Raw genomic sequence first — 18,742 nt, forward strand, 5'->3', positions numbered from 1 at the left:
CAGGCTTTTGCTAAGCATGTCTCTTTTTTATGAGGAAACTAGAAAAATAATGACAATATCAATGTCCAAATACAAACAAATACCAGCAATCCAAAGCTATATTTCAATGTCATTTTCGTCAAATCGGCTTCTTTTCCTGTCTCGCCAACAGCTGCTGTGGCAATGGCGATGGACTGAGGAGAGATGAGCTTTGCCATCACGCCTCCAGCCGTATTGGCAGAGAGCAATAAGGATGAGTTGGTTCCGATCACATGACCGGCAGTCGCCTGGATGGGCGCAAATAGAGTATTATTGTTCACGACAGATCCTGTCATGAACACCCCAATCCAGCCTAAAACGGGTGATAGCAGTGGAAATATAGTTCCAGTGGTTGCAACGGCTTCACCCAAAGTGACGGTCATTCCTCCGTACGTCATGAGCTTTGAAATCCCGATAATGGCACAAATCATGATAATCGGAATCCAAAACTCTGAAACGGTCTTTTTGAGAAGCTTGAATCCTTCACCCATACTGATGCCTTGAGTCGTTGCGATTGTCGTTAAGCCTGCCAATAAGATTGCTGTGCCTGTTGCTCCTATTAGGCTGATGCTGACACTAAGAGAAGATCCGGGTATATTGAAGTTAATGACTGTGAATTCCAGCAGGCCCCCTTCAGCAAAAAGACCTTTAAATGCCGGGAAACTCCATATTAAAATAAATAGGGTCAATAGATAAAATGGTGACCATGCTTTAACAATTTTACCTAAGGAATTCTGTTCAAATCGACACTCTTTCCCATTGAGCAAAAAGATATTTTTTGGTTTCCACTTTTTCAGAAATAACGCTAATACACCCATTGCTAATAAGGAAGGAATAATATCAGCAAGCTCCGGGCCTATAAATATCGTGATGATTGCTTGTGCCACAGTGTAAACCCCAGCTGTGATCAGGATAGCCGGGAATACTTCCTTAATTCCTTTAATCCCGTCAATGAGCCATATTAATAAAAAGGGAATGGTAAAGTTAATAATCGGCAGTGTCAGAGCTGTCATGATCGACACATCCATGGAAGTAACCCCTGGAATCCCAAACGTATCGACAATGCCGACCGGTATTCCAATCGCACCAAAGGCGCCTGAAGCACCGTTTGCAATGAGACAGAGCATGGCTGCCTGTAAAGGCTTGAAGCCCAGTGACACTAACAGCACGGCACAAATGGCAATCGGTACGCCGAAGCCGGCAGCTCCTTCGAGAAAGGCATTAAAGCAAAATCCGATCAGAAGAAATTGAATGCGCTGGTCCTGGGAAATTCCTGCGATGCTTCCGCGCAAAATATCAAACTTGCCTGATGCCACCGAAATTTTATATAGCCATACAGCCATGACAATAATCCAGCCAATTGGCCAAATTCCTGATGCAGCACCTTGAATAACACTTCCTGCCGCTTCTCCGAATGGCAATTTAAAGATGATAAGAGCGATGAAAAAAGTGACAGCTAAGTTTACTAGTGCTGCATGAATACCCTTCATTTTCAATACCGTCAAGCAAATCAGAAATAACAGAATCGGTATGGCTGCCACCAGGGAGGAAATAGCCAGGTTATGAAAAGGATTGAACGTTTCCACTAACATATGATCTGCTCCTTTGGATCTAAGATGTCAACTCGTCATAATGCTGAATTTTGGATGTCTTTTAAGGTTTGAACAGATCTAGCAAACTTCCTTTTTTCATCCTCTGTCAATGACAGCTCAACAATATTTTTCACACCGTTTCTTGTGATAAGTGACGGAATCCCGACAAACACATCACTGTGGCCATATTCTCCTTCTAACAATGCTCCAACTGGCAATACCACATTCTCATTTCGTAAGATGGCTTTTGTTATTCTGACCAGCCCCATCGCAATTCCATAGTAGGTTGCACCTTTTGCGTTAATAATTTCATATGCAGCATCCCGGACTTGGACAGCAATTTCTTCTTTTCTTTCTTCTGTTAATCTCTCAGCTACCGGGGTTCCGGCAATATTGGCAAAGCTCCATACCGGGAATTGGGAGTCGCCATGTTCACCGATAATATACCCATGGACACTTACGGCTGCCGTATCAAATTCTTTCCCTAATAAATAGCGGAATCTGGCAGAGTCCAGGATGGTTCCAGACCCGATGACTCTTTCTTTAGGCAAGCCAGAGAATTTCCAGGTTGCATAAGATAAGATATCGACTGGATTTGCTGCAACTAAGAAAATCCCATTAAATCCAGAATCCATAATGCTCTCTACAATGGATTTGAAGATCTTAACGTTTTTATTCACGAGATCCAGCCGTGTTTCTCCCGGTTTTTGCGCTGCCCCTGCACAGATCACCACAAGAGCGGCATCCTTACAGTCCTTATAAGAACCATATCTAATCGTCATAGCCGTTGGAGCATAGGCAATGCCGTGGTTTAAATCCATGACATCTCCTTTTGCTTTCTCCTCATTTACATCAATAATGATTAACTCATCACATAAGCCCTGATTTAATAAGGCATAAGCATAACTTGATCCAACAGCGCCATTTCCTACTAATACAATTTTGTTTCCTAATGTTAAATTCATAATAAGTTCCTCCAATAATTAATTGTGAAATATTTCACATGAGATCATAAAAAAATATTCTATTGATTTCATCTTATTTAGGTGATTAAATCTATGTGAATTAATTCACATATTAAACTAAAAAAATATCGATATAGTTATTTGTGAAATGCTTCACATTTAAAATATATCAGTGCTTTTGTTTTTGCGCAAGTCTTTCCTCAAACTTTTTTCAAGCAATTAAGGAGTGGATAAGAAGTGCCAGCCCCCCTGTAAGCTGCAGCATAGCGGGGAGCTGGCACTGATCATTATTGCACTAATACTTTTTTCCGTGCTTCATCCTGAATGGGATTTGTGCCATTCTCCACACCCAGCTCATTTAGCCATTTGCGATAGGCAATAGTAAGGGCGTCTGACTTAAGATGCAGCTCTGCCTGTAAGTCAAGCGGCAGAAGCTCTGGTTTTTGACTTTGGACGATATCTAAATCCTGATAAAAAATCGTATCCTGAAATTCAATAAAAGGCTCATCCGGCATGTCCAGATCATAGTTTCTGGTCAACAGCATAAATGCCTTGGCCTGCTCATGATCCTCTTGATTGACAGCTAGCAGAATCGTCAGCTCATCATCCGATCCTTCCGTTGTTTTTGTAAAACGGGCGGTAGTTGGATTAAGGATTTCATACACATAGTCAGCATACCCGCCTTTGGAGCGTCCGTCAGGGTTCGGCTGATAGACCGGGATTTTACTAGTAATTAAGCGATTATCAACAAATTCAACTTTATAATCGACAACCTCCGCATGATCCTCATCTCCAAGCAGGCCTTCATGTACAAACATAAGATGCGAAACATCCAGGAAATTTTCAATAATTCTTGGGGCATTTGCTTTTACCTCATAGGGGCCGCAAATTGCAGTCCGGTACCCCTCCATGCTATATTCAGGAAAGGAAACAAGCGGCGCCGGATCTTCCCCTAAGTTAACCCAGATCAGCCCCAGATACTCCTCACAATGGTAAACGGTTGCTCTTGCTTTACTTGGAATGGCTCTGCCGCTCGGCAGGGCAGGAATCTTCTCACAGGCACCTGTACAATCGTATTCCCAGGCATGATAAGCGCAGACCAGATTTCCGTTCTTCACCTTTCCAAGGGAAAGGGCTGCCCCCCGGTGGATACAAAGATCCTTAAATGCGTGAACCCCTTTTTCATTGCGGAAAATGACGACACGCTCCCCAAGGACAAATACCTGTTTGGGATCCTCCAGCAATTCCTCTGCTTTGCATACTGGATGCCATTCATTCCATAATCGATCTTGCTGCATAGCGACACTTCCCTTCGCGACTTTAATTGACATGTACTGTTACTTCATTTGTTTTTACACTATCTTCAAGCTTTTGCGGCAGAACCAGATTTAGAACCAGCGCTGTAATCGCTCCGATGGCTGTACCTGATGAGACAAAATAGGTTGCAATGTCAGGCAGCCCTTTTAACACATCAGCAGGCATTAGCACGGCAAACAGGGCAAGCATAATCGGCACACCGATCACAAGCATATTCCGTTCTGTAAAGGCCACTTCCTTAATCACTTTGAATCCATTCATCATGATGACTACGCATAAAATGGCAAACACACTGTTGATGACAACCCCGGGAATGCATGCTATTAAATTCATCAGCTTTGGCATCATGCCCAGGATAATCATAATCACACCGCCTGCGATAATCGGCCTGCGGCTTTTCACTCCTGTGATGGCAATGATGCCGGCATTGGATGAGTAGCCTGTTACCGGTGTTCCCCCAAAGAAGGAACCAATAAAACAGCCCAGCCCTTCTCCAAATGCCCCGCCATTTAAACGTTTATCATCCAGTTTTTCCCCTGTCACCTTACTAACCGTAAACCACGTCCCAGTTGTTTCGATTGTGACAATAAAATAGATGGCTGCCATAATCAGAATCGCATGCAGATCAAATTCAGGAGCTCCAAAGGCAAACAGGCTTGGCATCTGGAACCACGCCAACTTACCCAGCGATGAGAAGTCGACTAACCCAAAGAATGAAGCAACAATTGATCCAATACCCAGTGATAAAATAACGGATACGATTTTAATGTATTTCAGTTTCGATTGGGACTTCTCGCCAATATACATGCAGAAAATCAGCACAGCCGCTGTCACAGCTGCAACGAATATATTTTCTCCAAAGTTTCCTGGTGCCGAGTAGATAGAATTGATCGCACTCGGCATTAATGAAAGCCCAACAACGACAATGACTGTCCCCGCTACAATCGGAGGGATGAATTTCCTGACGACCTTGCTGAATACTTTAAGCGGGTAGCCCAATAAGGCAACAAGCAAAGCTCCGGGGATCAAACTGCCAATCATCGCACCGATTCCAGAAGTTGTTCCGATGGCTGCCAGTGCACTAAGCGGTACAAAGGATGGCCCTTGCATGACTGGAAGCTTCATAGCAAATCCTGCTTGAATGATTGTGGCAATTCCGCAGGCAATAAAGGTCATTTGTATTAACAGAGCACTATCCGGAACGGAAAAGGACAATAATCCTGCTAGAATCATCGGCGGAATGAAAAGATCCATCGCCAATACTTGCTGCAGCCCCAGAAAAATGGATTGTCCAACTGAAACCTCTTTTCCCGTTTTACTGCTGTTTGTTTTTCGTTTTTCAGTCCTTGCATCCATCATTAGAACCCCCTGTTGGTGTTATGATATCCATATACTCACTGTTTCTTTAAACAGACCAATAGAAAAAGCCCAACGTATATGCTCTCTCCCAAACGTAAAAAAGCATATACCTCGAGCTTAAAAAAATCGAAGTACGAAAAGAACAGACGAATTCCAAGTGAGTCTTTGTCCATCCTGTTCCTGCTTTTCATAGTCGGTTTATTTACGGTAAACGGGTAGAAACTTGTAGGCCATATCCCTACGATTATATGAAAAACACTATTTAATTTTTTGATTGAAATTTTCTTACAATAACTTTTCTGTAAATGACAACAAGATTTTTTACAATACTTTTCTGCTAGACTGAGTTTACTCTTTCCTTTACAATGACTATAGTAGCACAAAACACGAACGTTAGGAAGGTATATATGAGTAAATATACGTATATTTTTCATGGAACCGCTTTTTCTAGTCATTCTCCTAAGAAAATAAATATTTTAAAAGATTACTTATTTTTCGTGAATTCAAATGGGATAATTGAAAAAATCGCGGATCCTGAGCATGAGGACTACCCATCCCTGCTCGCTGCCTATGAAGGACAGGAGAACTTTCACCGCTTAGCAGACGGGCAATATTTCCTTCCTGGTTTTGTGGACTTGCATGTCCATGCTCCGCAATGGGCTCAATCAGGGACAGCTTTGGATATTCCCCTCTATGACTGGCTCCACACATACACATTTCCATTAGAGTCCAAATATGCAGATTTGGCTTTTGCCAAGAAGGTTTATGAAGATCTCGTGAATACACTGCTTGCAAATGGAACCACGACGGTCCTTTACTTTGCTACCGTTCATAAACAGGCAAGTTTATTATTAGCGAAAATATGTGCGGAAAAAGGGCAAAGGGGCTTAGTGGGTAAAGTCGTCATGGATGATCCTGAACAAAATCCAGACTATTATCGGGATGCAGATGCGAAAACAGCGTTAGCCGATACGGAGGAGTTTATTTTAGCGGTAAAGGAGCTGGCCAAAACGGTCAAACAAGGCGTGTATCCTGTCGTTACACCGCGATTCATACCAAGCTGTTCAGATGAAGCACTAAAGGGCCTGGGTGAACTGGCTGCCAAATATGATACACATATTCAATCCCACTGCAGCGAAAGTGACTGGGCTCACAGCTATGTACAGGAACGTTTCAGCAAGCATGATGCAGCAGCCCTGCATGATTTCGGATTATTAGGCGAAAAATCGGTAATGGCACATTGCAATTTCCTGGATGACCATGATGCAGAGCTATTTGCCAGTACAGGCACCGCAATCAGCCATTGTCCGCTGTCCAATGCCTACTTTGCCAATAGCGTGATTCCAATCAAGCGCTTTATGGCCAAGGGAATTGATATTGGATTAGGGACTGATATTTCAGCTGGCGCAACTCCAAGTCTTTATGATAATGCCAAACAGGCTGTTGTCTCCTCCAGAATGCTGGAGGACGGAGTAAATTCTGCTCTTCCTGCAGAGGAACGGGGAGTGCCGGACTCCCGGGTTTCCATCCATGAAGCCTTTTACCTGGCTACAGCCGGCGGCGGAGAAAGCTTAAGTCTGCCTATTGGGCGAATTCAGGAGAACTATGCATGGGACGTTCAAATAGTCGATACGAAAGTGCCGGGAGCAAGCCTCCCCATCTTTACCGAAAATGAAGCGTTAGATGATATTTTTCAAAAAGTCATGTATCTCGTCCGTCCGGAGCATATTCGGGAAGTCTGGGTACAAGGGGAAAAGGTTCACTCGCGTTCTTGAGGGATTGCGTAAAAGGTTCAGAATGACTTCTGCCTCTTTTGTCCGAACGAGCATTGGGTTCGGACTACTCCCCTTGGATTCCCATTTCTTCTGTCCGAAGTTGCGCCCGGTTCGGACTCTATCTCCCGGTTTTTCGCCTCTCCTGTCCGAAGTTACACCAGGTTCAGACTCTCTCTCTCGGTTTTCCCACTCTCCTGTCCGAAGTTACACCAAGTTCGGACTCTATCTCCCGGTTTTCCGGCTCTCCTGTCCGAAGTTACACCAAGTTCAGACTCTCTCTCTCGGTTTTCACACTCTCCTGTCCGAAGTTACACCAAGTTCGGACTCTATCTCCCGGTTTTCCGGCTCTCCTGTCCGAAGTTACACCAAGTTCGGACTCTATCTCTCGGTTTTCACACTCTCCTGTCCGAAGTTACACCAAGTTCGGACTCTATCTTTCGGTTTTCACACTCTCCTGTCCGAAGTTACACCAAGTTCGGACTCTATCTCCCGGTTTTCCGGCTCTCCTGTCCGAAGTTGCGCCCGGTTCGGACTCTATCTCCCGGTTTTTCGCCTCTCCTGTCCGAAGTTACACCAAGTTCGGACTCTATCTCTCGGTTTTCCGGCTCTCCTGTCCGAAGTTACACCAAGTTCGGACTCTATCTCCCGGTTTTCCGGCTCTCCTGTCCGAAGTTACACCAAGTTCAGACTCTCTCTCTCGGTTTTCACACTCTCCTGTCCGAAGTTACACCAAGTTCGGACTCTATCTCTCGGTTTTCCGGCTCTCCTGTCCGAAGTTACACCAAGTTCGGACTCTATCTCCCGGTTTTCACACTCTCCTGTCCGAAGTTTCTCCAGGTTCAGACTCTCTGTTTCGGTTTTCCCACTCTCCTGTCCGAAGTTGCGTCTGGTTCAGACTTATTCCTTTTAATGTAAGTCATTTTTCAGCACATCAGCAAGCCGGTGCAGTTCATCTGACCGCCGAATGAGGTATTGCCGCCCTTCCTTCTGCAGGTATCCTTTATCGCAAAACTGTACAAGAACATGCAATAGGTGGCGATAAGATACCCCTAAAAAATCACAGACGGTTACATGTTTTTCCTTATAGACCTCCCCATCAGCGATTTGCAGAATGAAATCCGCCAGTCGGTTTTCTAGCGGAAAGGAAAGGCTCTGGGAGTACTTTTCAGCCATTTTCGTTGCTTTCATACTTAAAAACTTGGTGAGTTCACGAAGAAAGGTCGTATCTTCAAGGAGCCTGTTGCGGTATTTATGCAAAGGCATCGCAAAACAGATTGTCTTCGTGGAGGCTTGAATCCCCTTTGTATAGTACACTTCATGTAATAGCTCCATTTCGCCGATATAATCGTGGGCATTAATAAAATTGATCAAAGAAACCTTGCCATTTTGATATGTTACATAGATTTTGGCTTTACCCTCGATAACATAATACAAATAATCTGGCCTCATGCCTTCGCGAATAATCCATTCATCCCGCTTATATTCGCGTACTTCCATAAACTCCTCAACCTGAAAAGAAAATAAATGCGAAATGGAGTACTGCTCCAGGTAATGCTGCCTTTTTTCCTGATTATAAATTTCCATTCTCCACCCCGAAATATGAGATATCTCATATTATTGTACGAATCTTCCTGATATCATGCAAATATCGGAGGGATATTTAATGAATACACAGAGCTGGATGGGCAGACAGTTTTTCAGTTTCTTTATGACCTGGGGTGTTTTTCTGCCCTATTGGACAGGGTGGCTGATCCATATAAAAGGAATGACCGTTTCACAAGCGAGTTTGATCATGAGTCTAGGTTTGGCTGTACGGGGCCTTTCCACACTCTTTGCCTTTCCCTATTTATCAGGAAAATTCAGCAGTAGAACCCTGCTTAACGGGATGGGAATCGGCACACTGATTGCCATTCTCTGCTATATCCCGGCCAATTCTTTTACAAGCCTGCTGGTGGTTACGCTGTTTTTACACTTCTTTTACCCTGCTCTGATGCCAGCATTGGATAGTGCTGCAGGCATTCTTGTACAGAGTAAGCAATTAAGAGATTACGGAAAGAGCCGCTCATGGGGGTCAATTGGATTCGTTGTATCCGGCATGATCCTGACTTTCTTCACAGGGGCATTTGGGGATGATGCCATATTCTGGGCTCTGCTGCTCGGCATGATCGTATTTCTGTGCCTCGGTTTAATGAATACGCCGGACGTTTTATCGGAAAAACCCAAAAGCGTCCAGACAAAAGGCGCCATAAAGAAATTATTCAGCATCCAGCACTTCGGCCTGGTGCTCGTCATAGTCATTTTACTGCAGGCAGCACATGCTTCTTATTACAACTATGGCTATATTTATTTGCAGGAAATTCAGGCTCCCCAATATTTAATCGGCCTGATCATTAACATTGCCGTGATTGCAGAAATCCTATTCTTTTTCATTGCCGACCGGACTTTCCGCAAATTTTCAATCGGCTCTTTACTGGCATTGGCAGCATTGGGCTCAACCGCACGCTGGATACTCGTATTTGCTTTTCCGCATGTGATTATGTTTACGGTTGCCCAAACACTTCATGCCTTTTCATTTGCCATGGCACACTATGCCTTTATGAAATACTTAATCAAATACGTTCCCCATGAACAGGTGCCGATTACACAAGGAATATACTCTGCACTCGCTCTTAGCTGGAGCACAGCCATCTTCACGATTTTTGGCGGGTATTTATATGAAATGGAACCAAGATACGCGTTTATCGGCATGGTGGTTTGCACGATACCAGCATTGATCCTGGCGGTTATTTATAGGAAACTTGTTCATGCGAAGGAAATTACTGAAGGGAGTTTGGCAGGTTAGCGGAGCATGCCCTTTTCGGGAATGCTCTTTTTCTGTGTTATCCAAGTAAAAAAACAGCAAGCTCAAAAGAAGCTTGCCGTCTATTTTGCTTCGAACATATATTTCCGGTACGGCTTTCGTATCGATAATAGGATACCCATGAATATCATATTGGACAGCAATGAGCTTCCCCCATATGACAATAAGGGCAGTGAAATCCCTTTGACTGGCATGACCCCGATTGTCATCCCGATGTTTTGGAAGATTTGCAGGGTATACATCGCTATCGCCCCCGAGCAAATATACAAACCAAAGGGCGATTCCGCATGATCGCCGATTACAGCCATCCGGTACAATAGGACGAAGAATAAACTGAGAACAACAGCAGCAGCTATAAACCCGCCTTCTTCCGCAATGGTGGCAAAGATGAAATCTGTATGCTTTTCAGGAATATAGACTGTTCCGCCGCCAAATCCATTTCCCTTTAATTCGCCGCTTCCCACCGCCAGTATGGCTTTATTCGTCTGATATGCATGATCTGCATATTCACTTGGCGAAAGCCATCCCAGGATTCTCTCCTGCTGGTGGGGCTTTAATAACGGAATCAGCTGATCATAGAAGACGGATGGATACTGAAAGTAGACATACATGAGGATGGCTGTGCCTGCCGCCGGAAAAAAGCACGCGGCTGCTAGAATCTTCTTTTGAATGCCGGACAGAAAGAGGACGGTGGCGCTGCCGGCCAAGTAAAGAACAACCATGCCGGTATCAGGCTGCTGATAGACAAAGATGGATGGAATGATTGTCGCCAGAAGGATTTTGCCAATCAGCAGGAGGTCAGTCCAAACCGTCCTCACCTGGTAAAGCAAATTGTGTTTGTAAGCTAATCTGGATGTTAACAGAAGCAAAGCGATTTTAAAAAACTCAGATGGCTGTATAGAGCCAAGCAGGGGGAGGCTATACCATCTTTTCGCCCCTAAAATAGACGGCGCCACTGCAGGAGGCATAAGCGGCAAAAGAACGATGGACGCAAAACAAACAAGATAGAGGGGCCATGCAATTCTCTCCAGCTGGTCTGCATCCAGATAAGCAACAGCCATCAGCAGGACGAACCCAATCATATAGCTGACTCCCTGCTTAAGCGCAAAGTTCTGGTCTCCGTACTGACCGGTCCCCTGGCTGCTGTAAATAAAAAGGATACTCATGATGCTAAATGTACAAATAATGAACAAGACCGATTTATCCAGCCGTTTCAAATATGTATTTCCCATGTTGAAGTTCTCCTCAATCTCTTTGCCCGCTGGATGCGTCTATCCCTGATTTCCTGGAGTCCCCCTCCAAAAAGGATCGGATTGCCTCTTTATTTGTCTCAAAATCAATATCCAGTGCCAGCCCTACCCCCTCATACCTTACATCTGTATAAGAATTCTGGATGGGAATGGTCAGTGTTTCCACCTTATCAGGCCTGTGCATAGCGACGTCCTTCATGATAGCGAGAAGTTCTGCGCCTTGAAGATTCGTCTGAATATAGGGCTGAGCAGTTCCTATCAGCTTCGGCAGCTTTACCACACCACTAACACTTAAAAACTCGTCCTTTAGTGCATTGATGACCTGCTGCTGGCGCCTTACCCGTCCGAAATCGGCCTCTGCATCCTTGCGAAAACGGGCATATCCCAATAATTCCTTCCCGTTCAGCCTTTGCAATCCGGGCTCAAGGGACACGCCGATATTAGCTGACATCTTTTTTTCAACATCCATTTCAATGCCATCAGGGGCAAGAGCATCCACCATTTTCTCGAAGCCTGTAAAATCGATCAGGGCGTAATACTCAATATCCAAGTCAAAGTCATCTTTCAAGGTTTCCCGCAGCAATTCCGGTCCGCCCAGATAAAAGGCAGTGTTAATTTTGTAGTTCTTATATCCGGGAATTTCTGTGTAAATATCCCGCATGATCGAGATGACCTTGGCTGTCCCTTCCTTCGGATCGTATTGGGCGACCATGATGGAGTCAGTGCGGGATTTTCCCTCATCCGGCCGTGCATCGACTCCCAATAGAAGTACATTGATTTTATCGTCGAGGCTTTTCTCCCCATGGAACTCATATTCCTGCTGTTCAACCGGTTCTGCCATGCTTATTCCCGCCTGGTATTGATAGACAAAGTATCCGATCACAGCCGCACTCACTGCCAGCAATGCTGCAGTCAGTTTAAGCACTCTGCTTTTTCTTTTATAGCGATTTTGTCTGCTCATTTTTTCTCCCATCCTACTTATTTTCCGCAATTTATTTTTTCAGCGACAGTCCATTCATCACCCAATTGATGACCAGTGCATCGTCTATATAACCGACCGGAAAGACATAATCCGGGATACAGTCAACGGCCGTGATAAAATAGAGGAGTGCCCCGCCCATCATAGCAAGCTCCATCTTATTCCCGCTCTGCATAGAGAATTTCCCGTACATGTCCTTTAAATAATGAATAAAGGGACCGATGCTCCCCACTTTCTCCACCTTCTCCTCAAACTTGGACTGAATGGTTTTGGCCCCTTCCTTGGTTTGAGAGAACTGCTGGTATTTTTCAAGTTCCTGCTTCACAGCTTCCAGCCGAAACTCTTTATCTACTAAGCTTGTGGATTCAAGAACAGCCTGAATATAGCCAATCGACTCATTCAGTTCCGTCTGCTTTGGATCTATAGGGTACCCTGCGCTCTCATAAAACCGGGAGATTGATACTCCAAAATAATCCGCAAACCGCTCCAAATGCTCGGGGGTCGCTTTTCGTTTTCCATTAATAATTTTTGATATGACCGCCGTATCGACTCCAGTCATCTGACTGAATTTCCTCATGGATAAAGACCGCTCCTTCAGTAAGCTCTTAAGCAGCTGGCCTATTTCATTGCTTTTATCTGCCATACTCATTTTCCTTTCCAACATGTTCAGCTTCTATCAATATACAAATAGTGTTGACATTTTGTCAACACTACTTTCTTTAACCTATTAAAGGCCGACTTTTCTATTTGCTTAATAAATATCAGCTATCTTTGATTGAATAGATTCTGGCAATAGCTGAAAGAATAGTCCTTGATACTTAATATCGAGCAGTCCAGCAATTAACAAACCAACCGAAATGATCAATACCATCCATTTTTTCTTTTTTTTAAACATCTCTGTCAATTGATTCACCTCCATGAAAATAACGGCAAGCCACGAATTAATAAAAGCCCCTCAGAAGGAGCTCTTTTGATTAATACGTTAACTTATAAACGATTTCCCCATCAATTATCCGGCCATCGGCTTCAAAGCCCAATTTTTCATACAACCCCTTCGCCAGATTGTTTTCTGGCTCAAAGCTTAAATATATCACCTTATGCTCTTGATCCTGTTTAATCCGCTCGATCAGCTTCTCCATGGCCTCTTTTCCATACCCTTTTGACTGGTGCTTCGCGTCAATCATCAGGCGGTATATCCAATATTCCTTATCGTCAGAATCCATGCAATACATCGTAAAGCCCACTAACACATCATCCTGATAGATCGCTAAACAAATACACTCCGGAAATGCCTTTGCCTGTGCAAGCGAAAACACATTCGGCGCTACAAACGATTTCTGCTCTTCTGCTACACGCAAATCAATTACATCCAAAAAATTATGCCGGTCTATTTCTTTGAATTCGATCATGTGATCCCCCTGAAATAAATTTTCTCCGTTACCTGTGTGCCTCCCCGGATGTTTGTGGGGGAGAAACCTGAAATTTGGCTTTCTGAATTCAGAATTCCACAGATCCAAATGAAAATCCTTCAATGTGAACACCTTTAGGATATTGCGGGATAAGAGTTCTTATTTTAGAGGGAGGCACTGCCTTCCATTAGACACATAGATTATCCGCGAGCGCCAATAGGAGCAGATAAAAAAGACCACCTTAAGAGACATTTAGTCTATCAAGGTGGTAATAATTATAATGCTTTTATCAATTTATCTGCAGAATTGCAGGTTGAATCATCTTTGGTTTAATGTTCTTTCAATGAGCATATCAGCTCAATATGCTGAAGGAATTCTTCTCTATTAAGCTGCTTCTTTATCTTCTCCAGAATCTCGTGGTACACGCTTTCCTATTCCAAAAGCGAAATAACTTAAAGTTACAATTCCCAGAAAAACAATACCTGCGATCAGCGAGATCCGGGTATCATCATTCAGCCACATTCCCACTAATACCATCAATAAAAATGCGATGGTTAAATAATTGGTCACAGGAGCAAAAGGCATTTTGAATGGATGCTTGTCCATTTCAGCTCCTTTTGCTTTTCTAAACTTAATTTGGCTGATTAAGATGACAAACCATGGAACCATACCTGGAAGAACACTTGCACTGTATACATAGACAAATAAATTTTCTGGTGCAATATAGCTTAAAACAACACCAACCGCTAAACCAATCAGTACACCCATAGTACCGACAATCGGTACACCTTGAGAAGATATTTTCGTAAAGAATTTAGGTGCCTGCCCATTTACTCCTAACGTATAAAGCATACGACCTGCACTATAAATACCGCTGTTGCAGCCGGACATCGCCGCTGTAATAACAACAAAGTTAATAATTCCTGCAGCCGCAGTAATTCCTACTTTTGCAAAAGTAGCCACAAATGGGCTTCCGACCGATTGAAGCTGATCCCAAGGATATACAGTTACAATCACCAAAATAGCCCCTATATAGAAAATCAAAATCCGCCAAATGATACTTTGAATTGCACTCGTAAGCGTTTTCCTGGGGTCTTTTGCTTCCCCTGCTGTAATTCCAATTAGTTCAACGCCTTGATACGCTCCAATTACAAGGGATAGGGCAAAGAAAAAGCCTGTCCATCCGCCTGTAAAGAATCCGCCATGCTCCCAAAGATTAGAAAAACCAATTGCCTCACCTCCATTGCCAATTCCGAAAAAAATAAGCCCAAAACCGGCAATGATCATTAAGATGATCGTTACAACTTTAATCAAGGAAAACCAAAATTCAAATTCACCAAATGATTTAACGGATATTAAATTCGCGGCTCCCAGCATCACCATGGCAATGATACCCGGTATCCACGCAGGCAAGTCAGGAAACCAGTATTGCATGTAGGCACCGACGGCAATAATTTCAGCCATCCCGACTATTACCCATTGAAACCAGTTGCTCCAGGCAGTCAAATACCCAGCCAATGGATGAATATACTTATAGCCAAATGTGGCAAAGGACCCCGTGTTAGGCTCTAAATACAACATTTCCCCCATGGCACGCATGATGAAGTAGATAAAAATCCCTGCAGTTATATAAGCAAGAAGCACAGACGGTCCTGTCCATTGAATGGTGCTTGCTGATCCCATAAATAAGCCGACACCAATCGTACCACCCAGAGCAATCATCTGAATGTGACGTGATTCTAAGCCTCTCTTCAATTCTTTGTTTGCCACTCCATATCCTCCTTTGTTGAAAATATTGAAATATCAAGAAATATTGGTTAAAAAGATTCTTAATCTTGTACTAAAATACTCATTTATAATAATAAATACCACTAATAATTACAATGGAATATTTTAATAAATGGCTGTATATCAATGTTAACAACAGGAAAGAGTCACAAATAAATACTATAGTAAAATACAAAAATACTTCTGACCTAATCAAAGGAGAGAAGTAATTGCTCCTTTCTATTTATACTTAAAACACCTTGCTTAATAACGCTGCATTTAGGATGAAATAGTGTAAGAAGCCACTTAAACTTATCAAAGACTATTTAACAATTAAATCAGGAGAATCTCACACCGTTTATCGGAAGGATAATGATAAACGATTAGCAAATTAATAATATGGCGGCTGAACAGCTAATGGGCAAGAGGGATTAGTGATATGGTTTTAATCAAATTTAACTTGGAGGGATCGACATGAACCAAAACAACTCAACAAACAAAATGACAACACAAATAGGGGACCGTGAAATTACAGTGACCCGCGTATTTGATGTGCCTGTTGATCTTGTGTTTGATTCTTGGACGAAAGAAGAGCATCTGTCAAAGTGGTGGGGACCTCAAGGTTTTACGTTGACTTCTCAAACATTCGATATGAAACCGGGCGGTACATGGCAGTTTATCATGCACGGTCCTGATGGCGTTGATTTTCCGAATACCAACGTCTTTGTAGAGGTCGTTAAACCCGAGCGAATCGTCTTCAAACATGATGTATTTCCCCATTTTCTCGCCACAGCGGCCTTTGAGGATCTGGATGGCAAAACGAAGCTCACTTATACCACAATTTTTGAAGAAACTGCCGCTGTATTTGAAAAGGTGAAAACATATGCCGCCCCAGGTGCCGAACAGACAATGGAGCGCCTTGAGGAGCATCTGGCTTGTATGTAAAATTAAAGAGCTATTAGGGGCTCTGCAAACCTGGCAAAATGCCGGTTTTAACTAGCTCTGCTTATGGGCAGAATAAGCCTAATCTCTCTTGTAAACCTTCTAAGATTTCTTCCGGCATCTCCCTGACCTTGATATCCCCTCCGAGGAAAAGCAGCCAATTGGTCATTTCGGTCAGCTCTTCTGAATTATTGACATTGATAAAAGTCTTTAGAACGGCTGTCGTTTGGTAAGGATTTGTATAAGAAATGGATACTTTTAAAGGATGGTATTTTTTGAACTGGGCAATCGCCTGTGGACCGAGTTCAAGGACAAGATTGATTACTTCCTCCTGCTTGCTTATTTTTTCTATAATATTTTTTCTGCTTACTCTTTTGTTCACAGGATATGGTTCGACGCTGGTGAGATTGTCCACGGGGAAAATTTGTTTCTTTCCTTCCTTTAAGTCAAAGCCTTCAATCAGCCAGATGCTTTTTTCACGATAAAGGTGCAAGAGATAAATGGGATAAGACCTGATTTCCTTCTCTTCGTTAATGGTAATCAATAAATATCTATCCAAAAGATGGGTTTGGATGAGTTTCTCCAGCATCGGATGAGGGAGGTCCGACAGTTCAAGCAGGTCGGGATTATTGGGGTTGGTCCCTTCAAACAGCAGGATTTTATTTAATAGAACAATGTCTTCCTGCTGGGCTTCTGAGATGAGGCCGATTAATTTTTCAGCTAAAGACTGACGGCTCTTTAGATAAGGGAGCTGAAGGTTTCTTGTAGCCATAAAGGCAATAAACAGTGCTTTGATTTCATTATCAGTAAAGCGGACAGTGGGCAGGACAGAATTGTTCATGACAAAATAACCCCCATCCCTGCCAACTTCAGCGACAAGCGGCATCCCCATGGCTTCAATTTCCCGAATATCTCTAATAGCCGTTGAACGGGAGATGTTAAATTCCCGCATGATTTCAGAAATAGTAAAGTGGGCGCGGTTATTGATATACCGCATCATCACATTAATCCGTTCAACTTTTTTCATGGGGACCTCCTAAACAGTATCATTTTTTGACATGATTTAAAGTTATTATAAACTCATCAAGTGAAAAGATAAATCATTTGATCAATTTTTAGAGAAGGAAGGTTTTGATTATGGCAGATTATACTCTGGAAGAAAAAGAAGGCTTTACGGTTTTAGGCATCGGAACTGAACTGAAGAGCGATTACACAGACTATGCCGGCATCAATAAGGAAAAGGCGGATTTTTGGCAGGCAGTTAAACAGGATGGCAGGCTTGATAAATTAAAAGCTATTGCCGCAAATGATTACATTTTTACCGTGAACGAAGCGGTGAATAACAAGATGATGCATTATGCCGGCGTCATGACAGAGGAGTCGCTCCCAGAAGCATCCAGACTGATCCAATTCCCTAAAGGAGAATACATCGTTGTTAAAGGGGAAGCCGAGACAGCTGAAATGTTGAGCAATATGCTTACCGGCATGGCCTTTGGTCAAGTCTTGCCGGAAGCAACAAATGTTGCCTATGTTGGCGGGCCCAATGCAGCGGTTGAAATGGGCCAGCGAAATGGCTTAGTATTTGGTGAAATGTGGATTCCTGTTGTTAGGAAATAGGAAATAAAAGGCGGGATGAAAATGTCCTATATTGTTGATTTCAAAAATGTGTCTGCAGCTGGTCTAGAGTCTTCACCGGCAGCGGAAGCCCTTGCTGGTTTGCGTGCAAATGAGGCCCGTTACTTCATGACTAAATATAAGCATGAATTTACCGTTGTACCTGCCAGCGAAAGCCAGGAAACCCTTGATTATGTAAACCATATCTTGAAAAAAGAACGGGATATAGAGTTTGCAGCCAAACCTTTAGAAACTTCCCAATTTCAAGTCGAAAATATTAAATGGACCTACGTCTTTTATGAGGATGGCCTTAGTGTCAACGTCATGTATACGGTTGATGACCCCAAGAAACGTGCTGTTGGTTTTAAACTTTCTGAGGGAATGGAAATACCAAAGGAATTAGAAGGGAAGTTTAAGTTTGCCAGGCGGAAGTCTAAATTGGCGGGGGTTATTCGGGGGTCGTTTTTTGTAATTAGAGGGGAGTATTAGGGTTAGAAATAATTCAACTCTAAGGACAATGATACAGACAATACATGTAGGCAATTACAAAACAGCACCTCTCCATTATATTAGGGGGTGCTGTTACTTTTTCGTAAAGTTTCGTTAAATTAGAATTACTACACAGGTGCCTGAACTCTGGAAATGTATATAGGCAGTAAGGTGGGCTCAGGCATATCTCTATTCCGGATGCCCCTTGGAAAGCGAGTGCCACTGAGTAAAGAGAGAATATGGCTGCACTTTAATTCTTAATATCTTTATTAGCACCCTTAGCATCAAACAAGGCTTTCGGGCTCTAAAATGTCATCTCGTCTTTTTATCGTACTTCTTTCACAAAGGAAGTATTAAATATATTACTGTGATAGTACAACCATCATGAGTTATGAATTTCATAAGC

17 protein-coding genes and 1 riboswitch are annotated in these 18,742 nt (G+C 43.1%); of the genes, 5 read left to right on the forward strand and 12 right to left on the reverse strand.

Translation table 11 applies throughout. The features are described from left to right. Positions 1–38 precede the first annotated feature (38 nt). The 4 genes from A361_RS26700 to A361_RS26715 form a co-directional block, all read right to left on the reverse strand. On the reverse strand, positions 39–1,610 hold the full coding sequence (locus tag A361_RS26700; protein ID WP_019380493.1) for an L-lactate permease: 1,572 nt from the start codon (positions 1,608–1,610) through the stop codon (positions 39–41). Between the two features lie 35 nt (positions 1,611–1,645). Further along, a complete protein-coding gene (locus A361_RS26705; RefSeq protein WP_019380492.1) occupies positions 1,646–2,575 on the reverse strand; it encodes an L-lactate dehydrogenase in 930 nt (309 codons plus the stop codon). A gap of 287 nt (positions 2,576–2,862) precedes the next feature. Further along, positions 2,863–3,873, reverse strand: coding sequence for an aromatic ring-hydroxylating oxygenase subunit alpha (locus A361_RS26710; protein ID WP_019380491.1), 1,011 nt, complete (start codon positions 3,871–3,873; stop codon positions 2,863–2,865). 22 nt (positions 3,874–3,895) lie between these two features. After that, on the reverse strand, positions 3,896–5,251 hold the full coding sequence (locus tag A361_RS26715) for a nucleobase:cation symporter-2 family protein (protein WP_082919420.1): 1,356 nt from the start codon (positions 5,249–5,251) through the stop codon (positions 3,896–3,898). A 170-nt stretch (positions 5,252–5,421) separates the two neighbouring features. Continuing rightward, positions 5,422–5,523: riboswitch (purine riboswitch) on the reverse strand. 135 nt (positions 5,524–5,658) lie between these two features. Here A361_RS26715 and guaD point away from each other — a divergent pair. Beyond that, the gene (gene guaD, locus A361_RS26720; RefSeq protein ID WP_019380488.1) at positions 5,659–7,026 is read left to right on the forward strand and encodes a guanine deaminase; all 1,368 of its coding nucleotides are present in this window, start codon (positions 5,659–5,661) and stop codon (positions 7,024–7,026) included. A 906-nt stretch (positions 7,027–7,932) separates the two neighbouring features. Here guaD and yeiL read toward each other — a convergent pair. Next, positions 7,933–8,610 carry a transcriptional regulator YeiL gene (yeiL, locus tag A361_RS26725; protein WP_019383530.1) on the reverse strand — a complete coding sequence of 226 codons (678 nt, stop codon included), beginning with the start codon at positions 8,608–8,610 and terminating at the stop codon, positions 7,933–7,935. Positions 8,611–8,689: 79 nt separating this feature from the next. On the opposite strand from yeiL, the gene A361_RS26730 reads away from it, so the two are divergent. Further along, the gene (locus A361_RS26730; RefSeq protein WP_019383529.1) at positions 8,690–9,868 is read left to right on the forward strand and encodes an MFS transporter; all 1,179 of its coding nucleotides are present in this window, start codon (positions 8,690–8,692) and stop codon (positions 9,866–9,868) included. Positions 9,869–9,948: 80 nt separating this feature from the next. Here A361_RS26730 and A361_RS26735 read toward each other — a convergent pair whose 3' ends face one another. From A361_RS26735 to A361_RS26755, 6 genes are all read right to left on the reverse strand, one after another. Then, entirely contained in the window at positions 9,949–11,118 is a 1,170-nt protein-coding gene (locus A361_RS26735; RefSeq protein WP_019383528.1) for an FtsW/RodA/SpoVE family cell cycle protein, read from the reverse strand. Between the two features lie 13 nt (positions 11,119–11,131). After that, positions 11,132–12,097, reverse strand: a complete 966-nt coding sequence (locus A361_RS26740) for an LCP family protein (RefSeq protein WP_009332419.1) — start codon at positions 12,095–12,097, stop codon at positions 11,132–11,134. 31 nt (positions 12,098–12,128) lie between these two features. Next, on the reverse strand, positions 12,129–12,764 hold the full coding sequence (locus A361_RS26745; protein ID WP_026041858.1) for a helix-turn-helix domain-containing protein: 636 nt from the start codon (positions 12,762–12,764) through the stop codon (positions 12,129–12,131). A 102-nt stretch (positions 12,765–12,866) separates the two neighbouring features. Next, a complete protein-coding gene (locus A361_RS30660; protein WP_019383526.1) occupies positions 12,867–13,019 on the reverse strand; it encodes a hypothetical protein in 153 nt (50 codons plus the stop codon). A 70-nt stretch (positions 13,020–13,089) separates the two neighbouring features. Next, positions 13,090–13,524: a GNAT family N-acetyltransferase gene (locus A361_RS26750; RefSeq protein WP_026041857.1), complete on the reverse strand. Its 435-nt coding sequence runs from the start codon at positions 13,522–13,524 to the stop codon at positions 13,090–13,092. Positions 13,525–13,908: 384 nt separating this feature from the next. Beyond that, positions 13,909–15,294, reverse strand: a complete 1,386-nt coding sequence (locus tag A361_RS26755; protein ID WP_019383523.1) for an amino acid permease — start codon at positions 15,292–15,294, stop codon at positions 13,909–13,911. Positions 15,295–15,765: 471 nt separating this feature from the next. Between A361_RS26755 and A361_RS26760 the strand changes: the two genes are divergently transcribed. Continuing rightward, the gene (locus tag A361_RS26760) at positions 15,766–16,236 is read left to right on the forward strand and encodes an SRPBCC family protein (RefSeq protein ID WP_019383522.1); all 471 of its coding nucleotides are present in this window, start codon (positions 15,766–15,768) and stop codon (positions 16,234–16,236) included. Positions 16,237–16,297: 61 nt separating this feature from the next. Here the strand turns inward: A361_RS26760 and A361_RS26765 are convergent, their stop codons facing one another. Continuing rightward, on the reverse strand, positions 16,298–17,260 hold the full coding sequence (locus tag A361_RS26765) for a helix-turn-helix transcriptional regulator (RefSeq protein WP_019383521.1): 963 nt from the start codon (positions 17,258–17,260) through the stop codon (positions 16,298–16,300). 110 nt (positions 17,261–17,370) lie between these two features. Here A361_RS26765 and A361_RS26770 point away from each other — a divergent pair, with 110 nt between their 5' ends. Beyond that, on the forward strand, positions 17,371–17,850 hold the full coding sequence (locus tag A361_RS26770) for a GyrI-like domain-containing protein (protein ID WP_009332426.1): 480 nt from the start codon (positions 17,371–17,373) through the stop codon (positions 17,848–17,850). Positions 17,851–17,871: 21 nt separating this feature from the next. After that, positions 17,872–18,336 carry a hypothetical protein gene (locus A361_RS26775; RefSeq protein WP_009332427.1) on the forward strand — a complete coding sequence of 155 codons (465 nt, stop codon included), beginning with the start codon at positions 17,872–17,874 and terminating at the stop codon, positions 18,334–18,336. The last annotated feature ends 406 nt before the right edge of the window (positions 18,337–18,742 follow it).

The organism is Cytobacillus oceanisediminis 2691 (assembly GCF_000294775.2).
GTDB lineage: Bacteria > Bacillota > Bacilli > Bacillales > Cytobacillaceae > Cytobacillus > Cytobacillus pseudoceanisediminis.